Origin of the sequence: Stenotrophomonas sp. ZAC14A_NAIMI4_1, assembly GCF_003086915.1 — a bacterium.
Classification (GTDB): domain Bacteria; phylum Pseudomonadota; class Gammaproteobacteria; order Xanthomonadales; family Xanthomonadaceae; genus Stenotrophomonas.
The window spans coordinates 1,911,463-1,925,898 of the sequence record NZ_CP026002.1; the positions used below are offsets into that span (position 1 = coordinate 1,911,463).

General features: G+C 66.5%; 14 protein-coding genes. 4 read left to right on the forward strand and 10 right to left on the reverse strand.

Features of this window, described 5'->3' with window-relative positions; genetic code table 11:
- Positions 1-38: 38 nt before the first annotated feature.
- The 5 genes from C1926_RS08770 to C1926_RS08790 form a co-directional block, all read right to left on the reverse strand.
- Positions 39-566: a F0F1 ATP synthase subunit delta gene (locus C1926_RS08770; RefSeq protein WP_108758919.1), complete on the reverse strand. Its 528-nt coding sequence runs from the start codon at positions 564-566 to the stop codon at positions 39-41.
- Positions 567-568: 2 nt separating this feature from the next.
- The gene (locus C1926_RS08775) at positions 569-1,039 is read right to left on the reverse strand and encodes a F0F1 ATP synthase subunit B (RefSeq protein ID WP_108758920.1); all 471 of its coding nucleotides are present in this window, start codon (positions 1,037-1,039) and stop codon (positions 569-571) included.
- Positions 1,040-1,145: 106 nt separating this feature from the next.
- Positions 1,146-1,451 carry a F0F1 ATP synthase subunit C gene (atpE, locus tag C1926_RS08780; protein ID WP_005411133.1) on the reverse strand — a complete coding sequence of 102 codons (306 nt, stop codon included), beginning with the start codon at positions 1,449-1,451 and terminating at the stop codon, positions 1,146-1,148.
- 71 nt (positions 1,452-1,522) lie between these two features.
- Positions 1,523-2,323 (reverse strand): F0F1 ATP synthase subunit A, encoded by an 801-nt coding sequence (gene atpB, locus C1926_RS08785; protein WP_108758921.1) that lies wholly within the window; start codon positions 2,321-2,323, stop codon positions 1,523-1,525.
- 30 nt (positions 2,324-2,353) lie between these two features.
- Positions 2,354-2,689 carry a hypothetical protein gene (locus C1926_RS08790; RefSeq protein WP_108758922.1) on the reverse strand — a complete coding sequence of 112 codons (336 nt, stop codon included), beginning with the start codon at positions 2,687-2,689 and terminating at the stop codon, positions 2,354-2,356.
- Positions 2,690-3,182: 493 nt separating this feature from the next.
- On the opposite strand from C1926_RS08790, the gene C1926_RS08795 reads away from it, so the two are divergent.
- Positions 3,183-4,001: a hypothetical protein gene (locus C1926_RS08795; RefSeq protein ID WP_108758923.1), complete on the forward strand. Its 819-nt coding sequence runs from the start codon at positions 3,183-3,185 to the stop codon at positions 3,999-4,001.
- Positions 4,002-4,132: 131 nt separating this feature from the next.
- On the opposite strand, the gene lpdA is transcribed toward C1926_RS08795, so the two are convergent.
- From lpdA to C1926_RS08810, 3 genes are all read right to left on the reverse strand, one after another.
- Complete coding sequence (lpdA, locus tag C1926_RS08800) at positions 4,133-5,941, reverse strand: dihydrolipoyl dehydrogenase (RefSeq protein WP_108758924.1); 1,809 nt, start codon at positions 5,939-5,941, stop codon at positions 4,133-4,135.
- A 107-nt stretch (positions 5,942-6,048) separates the two neighbouring features.
- Positions 6,049-7,761, reverse strand: coding sequence for a dihydrolipoyllysine-residue acetyltransferase (aceF, locus tag C1926_RS08805; protein ID WP_079223569.1), 1,713 nt, complete (start codon positions 7,759-7,761; stop codon positions 6,049-6,051).
- A 167-nt stretch (positions 7,762-7,928) separates the two neighbouring features.
- The gene (locus tag C1926_RS08810; protein ID WP_108758925.1) at positions 7,929-8,444 is read right to left on the reverse strand and encodes a DNA-deoxyinosine glycosylase; all 516 of its coding nucleotides are present in this window, start codon (positions 8,442-8,444) and stop codon (positions 7,929-7,931) included.
- Between the two features lie 186 nt (positions 8,445-8,630).
- Here C1926_RS08810 and C1926_RS08815 point away from each other — a divergent pair, with 186 nt between their 5' ends.
- From C1926_RS08815 to glpK, 3 genes are all read left to right on the forward strand, one after another.
- Positions 8,631-9,260: an OmpW family outer membrane protein gene (locus tag C1926_RS08815; protein WP_079223573.1), complete on the forward strand. Its 630-nt coding sequence runs from the start codon at positions 8,631-8,633 to the stop codon at positions 9,258-9,260.
- A 132-nt stretch (positions 9,261-9,392) separates the two neighbouring features.
- Positions 9,393-10,898: a glycerol-3-phosphate dehydrogenase gene (gene glpD / locus C1926_RS08820; RefSeq protein ID WP_108758926.1), complete on the forward strand. Its 1,506-nt coding sequence runs from the start codon at positions 9,393-9,395 to the stop codon at positions 10,896-10,898.
- A gap of 105 nt (positions 10,899-11,003) precedes the next feature.
- Positions 11,004-12,503 carry a glycerol kinase GlpK gene (gene glpK, locus C1926_RS08825; protein WP_108758927.1) on the forward strand — a complete coding sequence of 500 codons (1,500 nt, stop codon included), beginning with the start codon at positions 11,004-11,006 and terminating at the stop codon, positions 12,501-12,503.
- A gap of 69 nt (positions 12,504-12,572) precedes the next feature.
- On the opposite strand, the gene C1926_RS08830 is transcribed toward glpK, so the two are convergent.
- Both C1926_RS08830 and C1926_RS08835 read right to left on the reverse strand, forming a co-directional pair.
- Positions 12,573-13,367, reverse strand: coding sequence for a MetQ/NlpA family ABC transporter substrate-binding protein (locus C1926_RS08830; RefSeq protein WP_079223577.1), 795 nt, complete (start codon positions 13,365-13,367; stop codon positions 12,573-12,575).
- Positions 13,368-13,395: 28 nt separating this feature from the next.
- Complete coding sequence (locus C1926_RS08835; protein ID WP_108758928.1) at positions 13,396-14,367, reverse strand: YafY family protein; 972 nt, start codon at positions 14,365-14,367, stop codon at positions 13,396-13,398.
- Positions 14,368-14,436: the final 69 nt, after the last annotated feature.

A 14,436-nucleotide genomic window follows, 5' to 3' on the forward strand; every position in this document is an offset into this window, starting at 1 on the left:
GTCCTAGTGCCGGCAGCGGGGCCGGACGTTAAATGAATTCAGTTAGCGAGCGCGGTCTGCAGACGGGCCAGCTTGCCCTTCAGCGAACCATCGATGACCACGTCGCCGGCGTCGATGACGGCACCGCCGATCAGCGAGGCATCGACCGCGGTGGTCACTTCGACCTCGCGGTTGAAGCGCTTGCGCAGCGCGACCTTGATCGCGTCCAGCTCACCGGCCGACAGTTCGGCCGCCGAGGTCACCGTGGCCTTGACCACGTGCTCGGCTTCGGCGCGCAGGGCGTCGAACATGCTAGCGATTTCCGGCAGCAGCGGCAGACGATGCGATTCGGCCAGCACGGCGAGGAAACGCGAGTAGGTCTCACCGTGGGTTTCCGGTGCCAGCAGTGCGACGGCTTCGTCGCGACCCAGCTCCGGGTTGGCGAGCAGGGCCGCCACGCGCGGGTCGGCGGCGACGTGGGCGGAGAACGCCAGGGCGTCCGACCACGGCGCGAACGTGCCTTCGTCGCGCGCGGTCGCGAAGGCGGCGCGGGCGTACGGGCGGGCAAGCGTGAGGGCCTGGCTCATCCTTAGATCTCCGAGGCCAGCTCGTCGAGCAGCGCCTTGTGGGCGTTGGCGTCGATTTCGCGCTTGAGCAGCTTTTCGGCACCGGTCACGGCCAGCGCGGACACCTGCTTGCGCAGATCTTCACGGGCACGGTTGGCGGCGGCGTCGATTTCAGCCTGGGCCAGTTCCTTCTGACGGGTGGCTTCGGTGATTGCTTCGTTACGGGCAGCATCAACGATCTGGTTGGCGCGCGCGTGGGCCTGGTCGATGATCTCGTTGGCCTTGGTGCGTGCTTCTTTCAGCGCTTCGTTGACCTTGTCCTGCGCCTGGGCCAGATCTTTCTGGCTGCGGTCGGCAGCAGCGAGGCCTTCAGCGATCTTCTGCTGGCGCTCTTCGATCGCGTTCATCAGCGGCGGCCAGATCTTGGTCGCGATGATCCAGATCAGACCAGCGAAGGCGAGCGCCTGCGCAAGAAGGGTGAAATTGATATTCATGGTTAGCTCGATCGCTGGTTTCGGGGTGGATGCGCCGCCGAAGCAGCGCATCCGGCCTTCATCCGAAACCGGGTGCATCAGCACCCGGTCGTCTCAAACCGCTGTATCAGCCGGCCAGAGCCTTGGTGACGGCGCCAGCAAAGGCAGCCGACAGCGGGTTGGCGAAGGCCAGCAGCAGGCCGACGGCGACCGAGATGATGAACGCGGCGTCGATCAGGCCGGCGGTGATGAACATGCGGACCTGCAGGACCGGGATCAGTTCCGGCTGGCGGGCGGCCGACTCCAGGAACTTACCAGCCATGATGGCCAGACCCAGGCCAGCGCCCAGCGCGGCCAGGCCGATCATGATGCCGACGGCAAGGGCGGTGGAGCTCTGAATCTGCGCGAAGTTGGTCAGGACGGCGAAGTACATGGTTATCTCCAGGAACTAAGTTGCTAAGGGTGATGAAACGGATGAAGGTGAAACTGGTTGAAGCTTGAAACTCAGTGAGCGTCTTCCGACAGGCTCAGGTACACGATCGACAGCATCATGAAGATGAAGGCCTGCAGCGGGATCACCAGCAGGTGGAACAGCATCCAGCCCAGACCGAATGCACCACCGGCAATGGCACCGAAGAAACCGGCACCACCCAGCACCCAGATCAGCAGGAACACGATTTCGCCGCCGAACATGTTGCCGAACAGTCGCATCGCCAGCGAGATAGGCTTGCTCAGCCACTCGACGATGTTGAGGATCAGGTTGAACGGCATCATCCACTTGCCGAACGGCGCCGTCAGGAATTCCTTGATGAAGCCCAGCAGGCCCTTCGACTTCAGCGCGAAGAACAGCATCAGGAAGAACACGCTGAAGGCCATGCCCAGGGTGGCGTTGACGTCAGCGGTCGGCACCGGCTTCCAGTAGTGCACGCCGGCCATTTCCAGCGGCTTGGCGATGAAATCGGCCGGGATCATCTTCAGCAGATTCATCAGCAGAATCCAGAAGAAGATGGTGATGGCGATCGGCGTGACCAGCTTGCTCTTGCCGTGGTAGGTGTCCTTGGCCTGGCGGTCAACGAACTCCAGGCAGATTTCCACGAACGCCTGCCACTTGCCCGGCACGCCGGCGGTGGCCTTGCGGGTACCCATCCAGAACGCGACCACGATCACCAGGCCCATCAGGACCGAAGTGAGGATGGTATCGACGTGGATGTGCCAGAACATCCCTTCGCCGTTGCCGACCGGTGCGGTCAGGTTCTGCAGGTGATGCTGGATGTAGCTGGTAGGGGTTAGAGCCTCGCCCGCCATGTGTCCGGAACCTTAGTTAATTGAATTCTGTCAACGCCTGGCCAGAGCCAGGACCTGGAACATCAAACCGACGGCGATACCGGCCAACAGCGCCAATGCAGGCAGCTTGAAGACCAGGAAACCCGCCAGCAGGACGCCGAAAACGACTGCCCACTTCGCAACCACCGCAATGATCAGGCGAGCCATCGCCGAACCTGCCGCGACCGCACCCCCGCTCAGTGCCATCCGCGCCGCCACCCAACCCCCGGCCGAGACCGCCACGCCGGACAGCAGCGCACCCAGTGCGGCCTTCTGCCCCGCCAGCAGCAGGAATACCAGGGCCAGGACAGCCACTGCGACCAGCGGATAGACCGCGGCGCGCAGCATCAGTCGCCGACCCGCTTCAACGGAGTTCAGCACAGGATGTCCCACATGGTTCTTGTGAAGGGCGGAGGCCGTTACAGCGTGCGTGCCTCATCGAGCCGCCAAATTATAGCAATGGGACAATTTGTGAGACAACCGCTGCCTGTTCATCCCCGCAGCCGCAAGTTGCCGAATCGGCAGGATTTTTACGGACCACAGGGGGGACAATAGCGTCCGCACCATGTTGCAGTGCAGCGCATTCAACTTTGGTCGCAGGCTGCGGAACTTTCCCGCGCGCGCCCTGTCCCACCTTTCGACCTGCCTGCAGCAACCTCGTCGACGCTTCGCCCCGCAGGTCCCAGGATGGCCCCGTAGTCCGCTCCGGGGCCATCTTCTTTGCAGCGTCATGACGGCGCTGAACCGTCCACGCGACGTGGACCATACGTTCACGTAGGGTGGACGAGCACGTCCGGCACAGTGGCCTTCATTCCGAATTAACCACTGCAAGGACTCTGCGATGCGCCCCGTACCCACCCTGCTCGCCCTCTCGCTGCTCGCCGCCGGCGCGTCGTTTGCCAATGCTGCCCATGCTGCGGAAGGCGACCCGCGCTTCACGCTGCGCGTGGGTGCGATGAACATCGAGAACGACAACACCATCCGCGGCAACACCACTGTCGCCGGCCAGGACGTCAATGTCAGCGAAGATTTCAAGATGGGCGGCAAGGAATGGGAGCCGCGCATTGACGGCGTGTTCCGCGTCAGCGACCGCCAGCGCCTGATCTTTGACTACTTCAAGTGGGACAAGGACCGCCGCGAGACGCTGGATGACGGCATCGCCTTCGGCCAGATCAACGTGCCGGAAGGCAGCTTCGTCAAGGCCGAGCTGAAGTACCAGGTCGCCAGCCTGGTGTATGACTACTCGGTGGTGGACACCGAAAAGTTCGACCTCGGCCTGCAGCTGGGTGCCGAATGGGCCAAGGTCAGCGCCAAGGGCTTTGCCGACCTGGGCAACGTCTACAACGGCCGCTTCCTGGACGAGAGCGAGAGCGGCGTGGCACCGGTGGTCGGCGCCCGCCTGACCTTCAACCCGGCCGACCGCTGGCTGATCAACATCCAGGGCCAGTACCTGAATACCAAGTGGGGCAGCTTCGATGACTACGACGGCGACCTGAGCCGTGCCAACGCCATCGTCGAATACCGCTTCACCGAGACCTTCGGCGTGTTCGCCGGCTACGACTGGTTCAAGCTGGATGTTGACCAGAAGGGCAGCGACGGCGTGGTCGGCCTGAAGCAGGAGTTCAAGGGTCCGATTGCCGGCATCAGCCTGACCTTCTGATCGAGGGTTACAGAGCTCTCTCCATCGCGGCGCCCGGGCAACCGGCGCCGCGTTTTTTTATGCACTCGCCCCGTGCGGGCAACAAAAAACCCGGCTTTCGCCGGGTTTTCCGTGTGCAACACGCAGGCGCGTTATTTCTTCTTCGGCATGTACAGATCGGTGATCGTGCCGTCGTAGATTTCCGACGCCATCGCCACCGATTCGCTCAGCGTCGGGTGGGCATGGATGGTGTGGCCGATGTCTTCGGCTTCGGCCCCCATCTCGATGGCCAGGCCGATCTCGGCCAGCAGGTCACCGGCATGCACGCCGACGATGGCACCACCGATGATGCGGTGGGTCTCTTCGTCGAAGATCAGCTTGGTGAAGCCCTCGGTACGGCCGATGCCGATCGCGCGGCCGCTGGCGGCCCACGGGAACTTGGCCACGCCGACCTTCAGGCCCTTGGCCTTGGCTTCGGTCTCGGTGACGCCGACCCAGGCGATTTCCGGGTTGGTGTAGGCCACCGACGGAATCACGCGGGCGACCCATTCCTTCTTGTGGCCGGCGGCCACTTCGGCGGCCAGCTTGCCTTCGTGCGTGGCCTTGTGGGCCAGCATCGGGTTGCCGACGATGTCGCCGATGGCAAAGATGTGCGGCACGTTGGTACGCATCTGGCGATCGACCGGGATGAAGCCGCGCTCGGTGACCTGCACGCCCGCCTTCTCGGCATCGATCTTCTTGCCGTTCGGCGAGCGGCCCACGGCCACCAGCACGCGGTCAAAGGTGCCCTGCGCCAGGGCCGGCGACTGGCCTTCCTCGGCGGCTTCGAAGGTGACGGTGATGCCCTTGGCATCGGCGGTGACGCCCGAGGCCTTGGTCTTCAGGTGCACTTCGATGCCCTGCTTCTTCAGGCGGTCGGCCAGCGGCTTGACCAGGTCCTTGTCGGCGCCCGGCATCAGCTGGTCCATGAACTCGACCACGGTGACCTTGCTGCCCAGCGCGGCATACACGGTGGCCATTTCCAGGCCGATGATGCCGCCGCCGACGACCAGCAGCGAGCCCGGCACTTCGGCCAGCTCCAGCGCGTCGGTGGAATCCATCACGCGCTTGTCGTCCCACGGGAAGTTGGGCAGCTTCACCGCCTGCGAGCCGGCGGCGATGATGCACTTCTGGAAGCGCAGCAGCTGGGTACTGCCGTCAGCCGCGGTGATTTCCAGTTCGTTGGCCGAGATGAACCTGCCGACGCCCTGCACGCTACGGACCTTGCGCTGCTTGGCCATGCCGGCCAGGCCCTTGGTCAGCTGGTTGACGACCTTTTCCTTGTACTGGCGCAGCTTGTCCAGGGTGATGGTCGGCTTGCCGAACTCGACGCCGAAATCACCGGCATGGGCCACTTCGTCGATGACCGCTGCGGCGTGCAGCAGGGCCTTGGACGGGATGCAGCCCACGTTGAGGCAGACGCCGCCAAGGCTGGCGTAGCGTTCGACCAGCACGGTGTCCAGGCCGACGTCGGCGGCGCGGAAAGCGGCGGTGTAGCCGCCCGGGCCCGAGCCCAGCACGACCATTTCGCATTCGATGTCGGCCGGCTTGCCACTGGACAGCGCCGGCTTCGGCGCAGCCGGTTCGGCCGGGGCGCGGTGCGACGGGGTCACCGGCGGCTTGCTGGCCGGGGCGGCGGCGGCCGGGGCCGGTGCGGCGGCCTTGGCCGGGGCTTCGGCGGCGCCTTCAGCGTCCAGCACCACGACCACGGCACCTTCGGACAGGGTGTCGCCCAGCTTGACCTTGATTTCCTTGACCACGCCGGCGGCCGAGGACGGCACTTCCAGGGTGGCCTTGTCCGATTCCAGGGTCACCAGACCCTGATCCTTCTTCACCGTATCGCCGACGGCGACCAACACTTCGATCACCGGCACATCGCTGTAATCGCCGATGTCGGGAACCTTGACTTCAATCGTGGCCATGGTGGTTTTCCTCGTGCCCGGCCGGCTGCGCCGGCGGGCTGTCACTGCATCTGTTCACGCGGCCGCGCCAGGGGGCAGCGGCCGCACGGTGGGGGCGAAGCGGTGCCTTACAGCAGCACGCGGCGCATGTCGGCCAGTACCTGCGACAGGTACGTGGTGAAGCGTGCGGCCAGGGCGCCATCGATGACGCGGTGGTCGTAGCTCAGCGACAGCGGCAGCATCAGCTTCGGTGCGAATTCCTTGCCGTTCCAGACCGGCTGGATGGCGGACTTGGAGACGCCGAGGATGGCCACTTCCGGTGCGTTGACGATCGGGGTGAACGCGGTGCCGCCGATGCCGCCCAGCGAGCTGATCGAGAAGCAGCCGCCGCTCATGTCGGCCGGGCCCAGCTTGCCGTCACGTGCCTTCTTGGCCAGTTCGGTGGTTTCCTGCGCGATCTGCACCACGCCCTTCTTGTCCACGTCGCGGATGACCGGCACGACCAGGCCGTTCGGCGTATCGGCGGCGAAGCCGATGTGGAAGTACTTTTTCAGGGTCAGGTTTTCACCGCTGGCATCGAGCGAGGCGTTGAACTCCGGGAACTTCTTCAGCGCCGCGGCGCTGGCCTTGATCAGGAAGGCGAGCATGGTCAGCTTGATGCCGGCCTTCTCGTTTTCCTTGTTTAGCGCCACGCGCAGGCCTTCCAGGTCGGTGATGTCGGCCTGTTCGAACTGGGTGACGTGCGGGATCATCGCCCAGTTGCGGGCCAGGTTCGCACCGGAAATCTTCTTGATGCGCGACAGCGGCTGCACTTCGGTCTCGCCGAACTTGCTGAAGTCGACCTTCGGCCACGGCAGCAGGTTCAGGCCACCACCGGCGGCGACGGCAGCACCGGCAGCAGCCGGCACGCCACCGCTCAGCGCGGCCTTGACGAACTTCTGCACGTCACCCTTGGTGATGCGGCCGCCCTTCTCGGTGCCGCTGATCTGCAGCAGGTCCACGCCCAGTTCGCGGGCGAACACGCGCACGGCCGGGGTGGCATACGGCACCTTGGCCGGCAGCACGCCATCGGCGTTGAACTGCACCGGCGGGCTTGCCGGGGTGCCGGCCGAGGCGATCTCGCGGGCGGCCAGCTTGTCCGGCTGGGCCGGAACGGCGACCGGCTCGACCTTGGTGGCGGTTTCGGCGGCGGCCGGGGCAGCGGCAGCGGCGGCCTTGCTCGGGGCCGGCGCGGCAGCGCCCTCGGCCTCGATGATGGCGACCACGGCACCCTGCGACAGGTTGTCGCCGACCTTGACCTTCAGTTCCTTGACCACGCCAGCGACCGAGGACGGCACTTCCATGGTGGCCTTGTCGCTTTCCAGCGTGACCAGGCCCTGGTCCTTCTTGACCGTATCGCCGACGGCGACCAGCACTTCGATGACCGGGATGTCGGTGTAATCGCCGATGTCCGGCACCAGCGCTTCAACGGCGCCGCCGCTGGCAGCCGGGGCGGCCGGCGCAGCAGCGGCCGGGGCCGGGGCGCTCTGGGTGGCGGCAGCCGGGGCAGCGGCCTTGGCCGGGGCCGGGGCAGCAGCGGCGGGCTTGGCAGCCTCGCCTTCAGCCACTTCGATCAGGGCCACGACCTTGCCCTCGGAGAGGTTGTCGCCGACCTTGACCTTGATTTCCTTGACCACACCGGCGACCGAGGACGGCACTTCCATCGTGGCCTTGTCGCTTTCCAGCGTCACCAGGCCCTGGTCCTTCTTGACCGTGTCGCCGACGGCGACAAGCACCTCGATTACCGGGATATCGCTGTAGTCACCGATATCGGGGACAAGTGCTTCCTTGATTTCGGCCATGGGGATAACTCCGGCAATCTGGTGTAGGGAAACGTCTATTGTGCGGCCAGAGGGGGCCAGCGCCAACCGTTACAGGTGTTTTCAGTACGCACGCCGCCGGGACACGCTGTTGCCAAAGGCCTGCGGGCACTTCCAGTCGGTAGCGTATTGTCCCGACGATGTCCGCTTCATGTCGCCAGCGCGTCAGCCAGCGGTTGCCAGGCCTGGCGCAGGCGCGGCAGGGACCACGCGGCATTGGCCGGGCTGGTGGACGGCAGCGCGAGCAGCGCCGGCCTTGCCGCCAGATCCGGCACAACCCAGCGCTGCAGTGCCTGCCAGGCCGCGCCGCCATTGCAGGCGACCAGGCGCAGACGCGGCAGGCCGGCGATCAGTGCGGGCAGCGCATTGGGCACTTCCGATCCGCGCACGATGTCCGCATCCAGGCTGCCGCGCCGCTGGCACTGGCCGATCACATCCCACAGGCCGACACCGGCGCTGGCCAGCGCGCGCAGCCGCGCCTCGTAGGCAAGCGCCGGATCGAACCCGCACAGATCACCCAGCAACGGCCAGAAGCGGTTGCGCGGATGCGCGTAGTACTGCTGTTCCTGCAGCGACGCGACACCGGGCATCGAGCCGAGCACGAGCACGCGGCAATCGACCTCCACGCGCGCAGGCAGGCCGATGCACAACGCATCGCTGCTCACGTTTCCTCCAACTGCATGAATGATCGCATCTGTCTAAAACCCCTTTAAAACAGCAGTTTCGCGCTGCCCGCTGAACAGGTAGAACCAAATTTTAACGCGCGTCGGATTCGATTCATGTTGGGGCGACTACGGTGACATCGCCCCGCAACCGGGGGCCCAAAAAAAGAAATGACAGGAGATTCCCCCATGCGTTCCATCCGTATCCTGAGCCTCGCCCTGCTGACCTCCGCTGCCTTCGCACCTGCTGCATTCGCGCAGGACAGCAGCGCCACCGACACCGCCTCGGGCAAGCATTTTGCCGTGGTTGGCGGCGTGTCGCTGCTGCAGCCGAAGAATGACCCGATCGACGGCATCAAGAAGGTCGACGGCGGCCCGGCGCCGACCGTCAGCTTCAGCTACTACGTCAACGACAACTGGGCCGTTGAGCTGTGGGGCGCTGCCGACAAGTTCGACCACCGCGTCAAGGGTCCGGGCAATGCCCGCCTGGGCAGCGTCGAACAGCAGCCGGTCGCGCTGAGCGGCCAGTACCACTTCGGCCAGGCTGACAACGTGTTCCGTCCGTTCGTGGGCGTGGGCTACTTCCAGTCGGCCTTCAGCAATGAGAACTTCGCCGGTGGCGATGACATCCGCCTGAAGGATGCCAAGGGTGCCATTGGCACGGTGGGCGTGGACATGAACATCAACTCCACCTGGTTCGCCCGCGCCGATGCCCGCTACATGCACTCGCGCCCGGACCTGAAGGTTGCCGGCCAGAAGGTTGGCGAAGCCAAGCTTGACCCGTGGACCGTGGGCTTCGGTATCGGTGCACGCTTCTAAGCGGTTGCCTGCTGCACTGTGTTGAAACGACGGGCCCTGCGGGGCCCGTTGTTGTTTTGTAGAGTCGAGCTTGCTCGACTGCTTTTCACGGCAGTCGAGCAAGCTCGACTCTACTGACGTTTGGGGGGCACCATGCACGAAATCGACCTGCTGGTGATCGGCGGTGGCATCAACGGCACCGGTATCGCCCGCGATGCCAGTGGCCGCGGCCTGCGCGTGCTGCTGTGCGAACAGCATGACCTGGCCGCGCACACCTCCAGTGCCAGCAGCAAGCTGGTCCACGGCGGCCTGCGCTACCTGGAACAACGCGAGTTCGGCCTGGTGCGCAAGGCGCTGGGCGAGCGCGAGACGGTGCGCCGGCAGGCGCCTTACCTGGTCCATCCGCTGCGCTTCGTGCTGCCGTGGGAACCGCACCTGCGACCGCGCTGGATGCTGCGCGCGGGCCTGTGGTTGTACGACCACCTGGGCCGGCGCAGCCCGGCCTTCCCCGCCTCGCGCTCGCTGCAGCTGCCCGGCGATGCACTCGGCAGCTGGCTGGCTCCGCACCTGCAGCAGGCCTTCAGCTATGCCGACGCACAGGTGGACGATGCGCGGCTGGTGGTGCTCAACGCCCTGGATGCCGCCGGCCGGGGCGCACGCATCCTCACCGGTACGCGCTGCACGGATCTGCAGCAGACACCCACGCACTGGCGGGCGACGCTGGAAGACCGCGACGGCCAGACCCACACCGTGCAGGCCCGCGCCGTGGCCAACGCGGCCGGGCCGTGGGCCGGTGGCGTGCTGCAGCGCATGCTGCCGGGCGACGGCTCACCCGCGCTGCGCCTGGTGCAGGGCAGCCATATCGTCCTGCGCCGGCCCTGGCCCACGCACAGTGCCTGCCTGCTGCAGCAGCCGGATGGACGCGTGGTGTTCCTGCTGCCGTTCGCGCACGACCACCTGCTGGTGGGCACTACTGATACCGACTACCGCGGCGACCCGGCACGCTGCAGCGTCCTGCCCTCGGAAGTGGAGTACCTGTGCGCGGCCGCCAACCGCTACCTGCGCGAGCCGATCCGCGCCGCCGATGTGGTCTGGCAGTTTGCCGGCGTGCGCCCGCTGCTGGCCGCCACCGATCCGCAGGCGGCGAAGCTGAGCCGCGACTATCGACTGCAGTTGCAGGGCGGTGGCGCACCGGCCGTGCATGTGCTGGGCGGCAAGCTGACCACCTACCGCGTGCTGGCCGAAGAAGCCCTGGATCTGCTGCGTGCCCACCTGCCCGGCATGGGCCCGGCATGGACGGCACGCGGCGATGCCCTGCCCGGCAGTGACTGGGGTGATGCCGGTGCGGCGTGGGCGCAGCTGCAGCGGCTCGCCCCCTGGCTGCCCGCCCCGCTCGCCCGACGCTGGGCCGAAGCCTATGGCAGCCGCAGCGCAGCGTTGATCGATGGCGCGAGCGCGCTGGCCGACCTGGGGGAAGACTTCGGCGGTGGCCTGCACGCGCGCGAAGTGGCGTGGCTGCAGCAGCACGAATGGGCACGGACTGCCGAGGACGTGCTGTGGCGACGCGGCAAGCTGGGCCTGCGCCTGGATGCAGCGCAGGTGGCACGCCTGCAGGCGTGGATGCAGGGTCGGATCCCTTTCCCACGGAAAGGGCTCTGACCCCGGTACTCCCACGTGCGCCAACCAAGGTTGGCAGCTACCAGAGCGGCGGCGCGCGGCGCGACCGATGCATTACGATTTCCCCACCACCACCGGAGACGCCCCATGACGCCCCGCTACGTGCTGGCCATCGACCAGGGCACCACCAGTTCGCGCGCGATCCTGTTCGACCGCGGCGGCAACATCGTCGGCAGCGCGCAGCGTGAATTCAGCCAGCTGTTCCCGCAGCCGGGCTGGGTGGAACACGATCCGCGCGAGATCCTCACCAGCGTCTACGCAACCATGACCGAACTGCTCAGCCGCGAGCAGATCGACCCGCGGCAGATCGCCGCGCTGGGCATCACCAACCAGCGCGAGACCACCGTGGTGTGGGACCGCGCCACCGGCCAGCCGATCCACAATGCCATCGTCTGGCAGTCGCGGCAGAGCCAGGCCATCTGCGAACGGCTGCGCGCCGATGGCCATGAAGCGCTGATCCGCGAGCGCACCGGCCTGCTGATCGATGCCTATTTCTCGGCCACCAAGGTGCGCTGGATCCTCGACCACGTGGACGGTGCGCAGCAGCGCGCCGAACGTGGCGAACTGCTGTTCGGCACCATCGACAGCTGGCTGGTCTGGAACCTGAGCGGCGGCCAGGCCCACGTGACCGACTACAGCAACGCCGCGCGTACCCTGCTGTTCAACATCCACACCCTGCAATGGGACGACGACCTGCTGGCGTTGCTGGACATCCCGCGCGCGATGCTGCCCAGCGTGCGCGATTCCAGCGCGGTGTACGCGCATACGCGGCCCCAGTTCTTCTTCGACCACCCGATCCCGATCGCCGGCATCGCCGGTGACCAGCAGGCGGCGCTGTTCGGCCAGGCCTGTTTCCAGCCGGGCATGGTCAAGAACACCTACGGCACCGGCTGTTTCATGCTGATGCACACCGGCACGCAGGCGGTGCGCTCGCGCAACGGCCTGCTGACCACCATCGCCTGGGGCATCGGCGGGCGCGTGGAATATGCGCTGGAAGGGTCGATCTTCATCGCTGGATCGGTGGTGCAGTGGCTGCGCGACGGGCTGCACATGATCGACCACGCCAGCGACAGCCAGGCACTGGCAGCGAAGGTGGACGACAGCGGCGGGGTCTATCTCGTGCCGGCCTTCGTCGGCCTGGGCGCGCCGTACTGGCGCAGCGATGTGCGCGGCGCGATGTTCGGCCTGACCCGGGGCACCAGCAAGGCGCACTTCGTGCGCGCTGCGCTGGAGGCGATGGCCTACCAGACGCGTGACGTGCTCGATGCGATGCAGTCCGATGCGGGCATTGCCCTGAGCGAACTGCGCGCCGACGGCGGTGCGATCGGCAACGATTTCCTGGCCGGGTTCCAGGCCGACATCCTCGGCGTACCGCTGCTGCGGCCACGGCTGACCGAAACCACCGCGCTGGGGGCGGCCTATCTGGCCGGCCTGGCGGTGGGGTTCTGGGAAAGCCGCGAGCAGATTGCCGCGCAGTGGGGCCTGGACCAGCGCTTCGAGCCGAAGATGGACACGGCGCGACGCGAGAGGCTGTATGCCGGGTGGCAGCAGGCCGTGGCCGCCACCCTCGCCTTCCACGTCGATTGAAGGCGGTAGCGCCGGGCCATGCCCGGCGAACACCCATTCCGCCGGGCATGGCCCGGCGCTACCTCAATATCAGAACGCCGGCAGCACCGCGCCCTTGTACTTGGTTTCGATGAAGGCCTTCACCTGCGGGCTGGTCAGCGCCTTGGCCAGCTTCTGCACGCGGGCGTCGTCCTTGTTGTCCGGGCGCGCGACCAGGAAGTTCACGTACGGCGAGTCCTTGCTCTCGATCGCCAGCGCGTCCTGGGTCGGGTTCAGGCCCGCATCCAGCGCGTAGTTGGTGTTGATCAGGGCCAGGTCGACCTGGTCGAGCACGCGCGGCAGCATCGCCGAATCCAGCTCGCGGAACTTCAGCTTCTTCGGGTTGGCGATGATGTCGCGCTGGGTCGACAGGGCGTTGCTCGGGTCCTTCAGCTCGATCACGCCGGCCTTGTGCAGCAGGATCAGCGCGCGGCTGTTGTTGCTCGGGTCGTTGGGGATGACCACGTCGGCGCCTTCGCGCAGGTCGGCCAGCGACTTCACCTTGCGCGAGTACGCACCGAAGGGCTCGATGTGCACGCCGATCACCTTGGTCAGGTCGGTCTTGCGGTCGCGGTTGTAGGCATCCAGGTACGGCTCGGTCTGGAAGTAGTTGGCGTCCACCTGCTTCTGCACCAGCTGGTCGTTGGGCTGCACGTAGTCGTTGAACACGCGCACGTCCAGGTCCACGCCTTCCTCCTTGAGGATCGGCTTGACCACTTCCAGGATCTCCGCGTGCGGCACGGCGGTGGCGGCCACCACCAGCTTCTGCGAAGGCTCGCCGGACTTGCCGCAGGCGGTCAGGGCCAGCGCAGCGGCGAACAGGGGCAGCAACAGGGTCTTCTTCATGGGGGCAACGGGTCTCTCGGGGGGAGGATCAGGAGTTTTCGTAGTTGGTCAGGGCCAGGTCCAGCAGCGCCTTGGCCTGCTCGCGCAGCATCACCGGCTCGACGATCTCGGCATCGGAACCGTAATGCAGCACGTCCATCAGCAGCTCGCGCGAGACGCTGTAGGGCACCTTCAGCTCGTAGCGGCCATCGGGCAGGAAACGGCCCTGCTGCTTGGAATGCCAGTGCTCATCGGCCACCCAGCGCGCGGCCTTGGCGCTGAACAGGATGGTCGCCCAGCCCTTGGGCTGGCCGGAGAAGATGCCGTAGCTGGCGCCCAGCTGTTCATCCAGCTCGGATTCGGCCACGTCGCGGGCACCGCTGTCGACCACCCGCGCCTTGTGCACGCGGTCCACGGCAAAGCTGCGCAGGGCTTCGCGGTCGTGGTCCCAGGCATCCAGGTACCAGTTGTCGCGGTAGTGGGTCAGGCGCTGCGGCGAGACGGTGCGCCGGGTCGACTCGTCGGTGGAGCGGGCGCGGTACTCGAACGCCAGCTGCTTGCGCTCCAGCACGGCCGAAGCGACGGTGCGGAAGCTGCCTTCATCGAACTTGCGGCCGCGGTGCGGGATCACCCGCACCCGGTCCACCGGCCAGTTGGAGACGCCGGCCTGGGCCGCCAGCAGGCTTTCGATGCGCTGCTGCAGCGGGGCCAGCACCGACGACAGCACGCCGCCGCCGGTACGCGCCAGCAGGTGCTGCGAGGCCAGCAGGGCGTGCAGCTCCTCCGAGCTGAGCCACAGCCCGGGCAGCTCGAAGCGATCGCTCTCGTCAGCCATGTAGCGGAAGCCGGCCTCGCCGTCGCCCTCGATCGGGGCCATCAGCGCGTCGCGCAGGAAGGCCAGATCACGGTAGACGGTGGCACGGGAACAACCGAGCTTGTCCTGCAGGGTCGCCACCGTCACCGGATAGCGCGCGGACTTGAGCAGACGATGCAGGGCGGTGATGCGTTCGTATCGGTCCATGCCCCTGATTATGTCCGAGTCGCGGGCGTTGTGTGGGGGCTTTGGGCTATCGTGGGCGCCCCCCGCCCC

What these genes read in the sequence shown, in the direction of transcription:
- C1926_RS08790 (WP_108758922.1), bottom strand. Translation starts at nt 2,689, where the DNA reads ATGCTGCGCGCCGCGGTCTATCCGCTGGTCGCAGTGGCTGTCCTGGCC.
- C1926_RS08775 (WP_108758920.1), bottom strand. Translation starts at nt 1,039, where the DNA reads ATGAATATCAATTTCACCCTTCTTGCGCAGGCGCTCGCCTTCGCTGGT.
- C1926_RS08830 (WP_079223577.1), bottom strand. Translation starts at nt 13,367, where the DNA reads ATGAAGAAGACCCTGTTGCTGCCCCTGTTCGCCGCTGCGCTGGCCCTG.
- aceF (WP_079223569.1), bottom strand. Translation starts at nt 7,761, where the DNA reads ATGGCCGAAATCAAGGAAGCACTTGTCCCCGATATCGGTGACTACAGC.
- C1926_RS08770 (WP_108758919.1), bottom strand. Translation starts at nt 566, where the DNA reads ATGAGCCAGGCCCTCACGCTTGCCCGCCCGTACGCCCGCGCCGCCTTC.
- glpD (WP_108758926.1), top strand. Translation starts at nt 9,393, where the DNA reads ATGCACGAAATCGACCTGCTGGTGATCGGCGGTGGCATCAACGGCACC.
- atpB (WP_108758921.1), bottom strand. Translation starts at nt 2,323, where the DNA reads ATGGCGGGCGAGGCTCTAACCCCTACCAGCTACATCCAGCATCACCTG.
- atpE (WP_005411133.1), bottom strand. Translation starts at nt 1,451, where the DNA reads ATGTACTTCGCCGTCCTGACCAACTTCGCGCAGATTCAGAGCTCCACC.
- lpdA (WP_108758924.1), bottom strand. Translation starts at nt 5,941, where the DNA reads ATGGCCACGATTGAAGTCAAGGTTCCCGACATCGGCGATTACAGCGAT.
- glpK (WP_108758927.1), top strand. Translation starts at nt 11,004, where the DNA reads ATGACGCCCCGCTACGTGCTGGCCATCGACCAGGGCACCACCAGTTCG.
- C1926_RS08835 (WP_108758928.1), bottom strand. Translation starts at nt 14,367, where the DNA reads ATGGACCGATACGAACGCATCACCGCCCTGCATCGTCTGCTCAAGTCC.
- C1926_RS08815 (WP_079223573.1), top strand. Translation starts at nt 8,631, where the DNA reads ATGCGTTCCATCCGTATCCTGAGCCTCGCCCTGCTGACCTCCGCTGCC.
- C1926_RS08795 (WP_108758923.1), top strand. Translation starts at nt 3,183, where the DNA reads ATGCGCCCCGTACCCACCCTGCTCGCCCTCTCGCTGCTCGCCGCCGGC.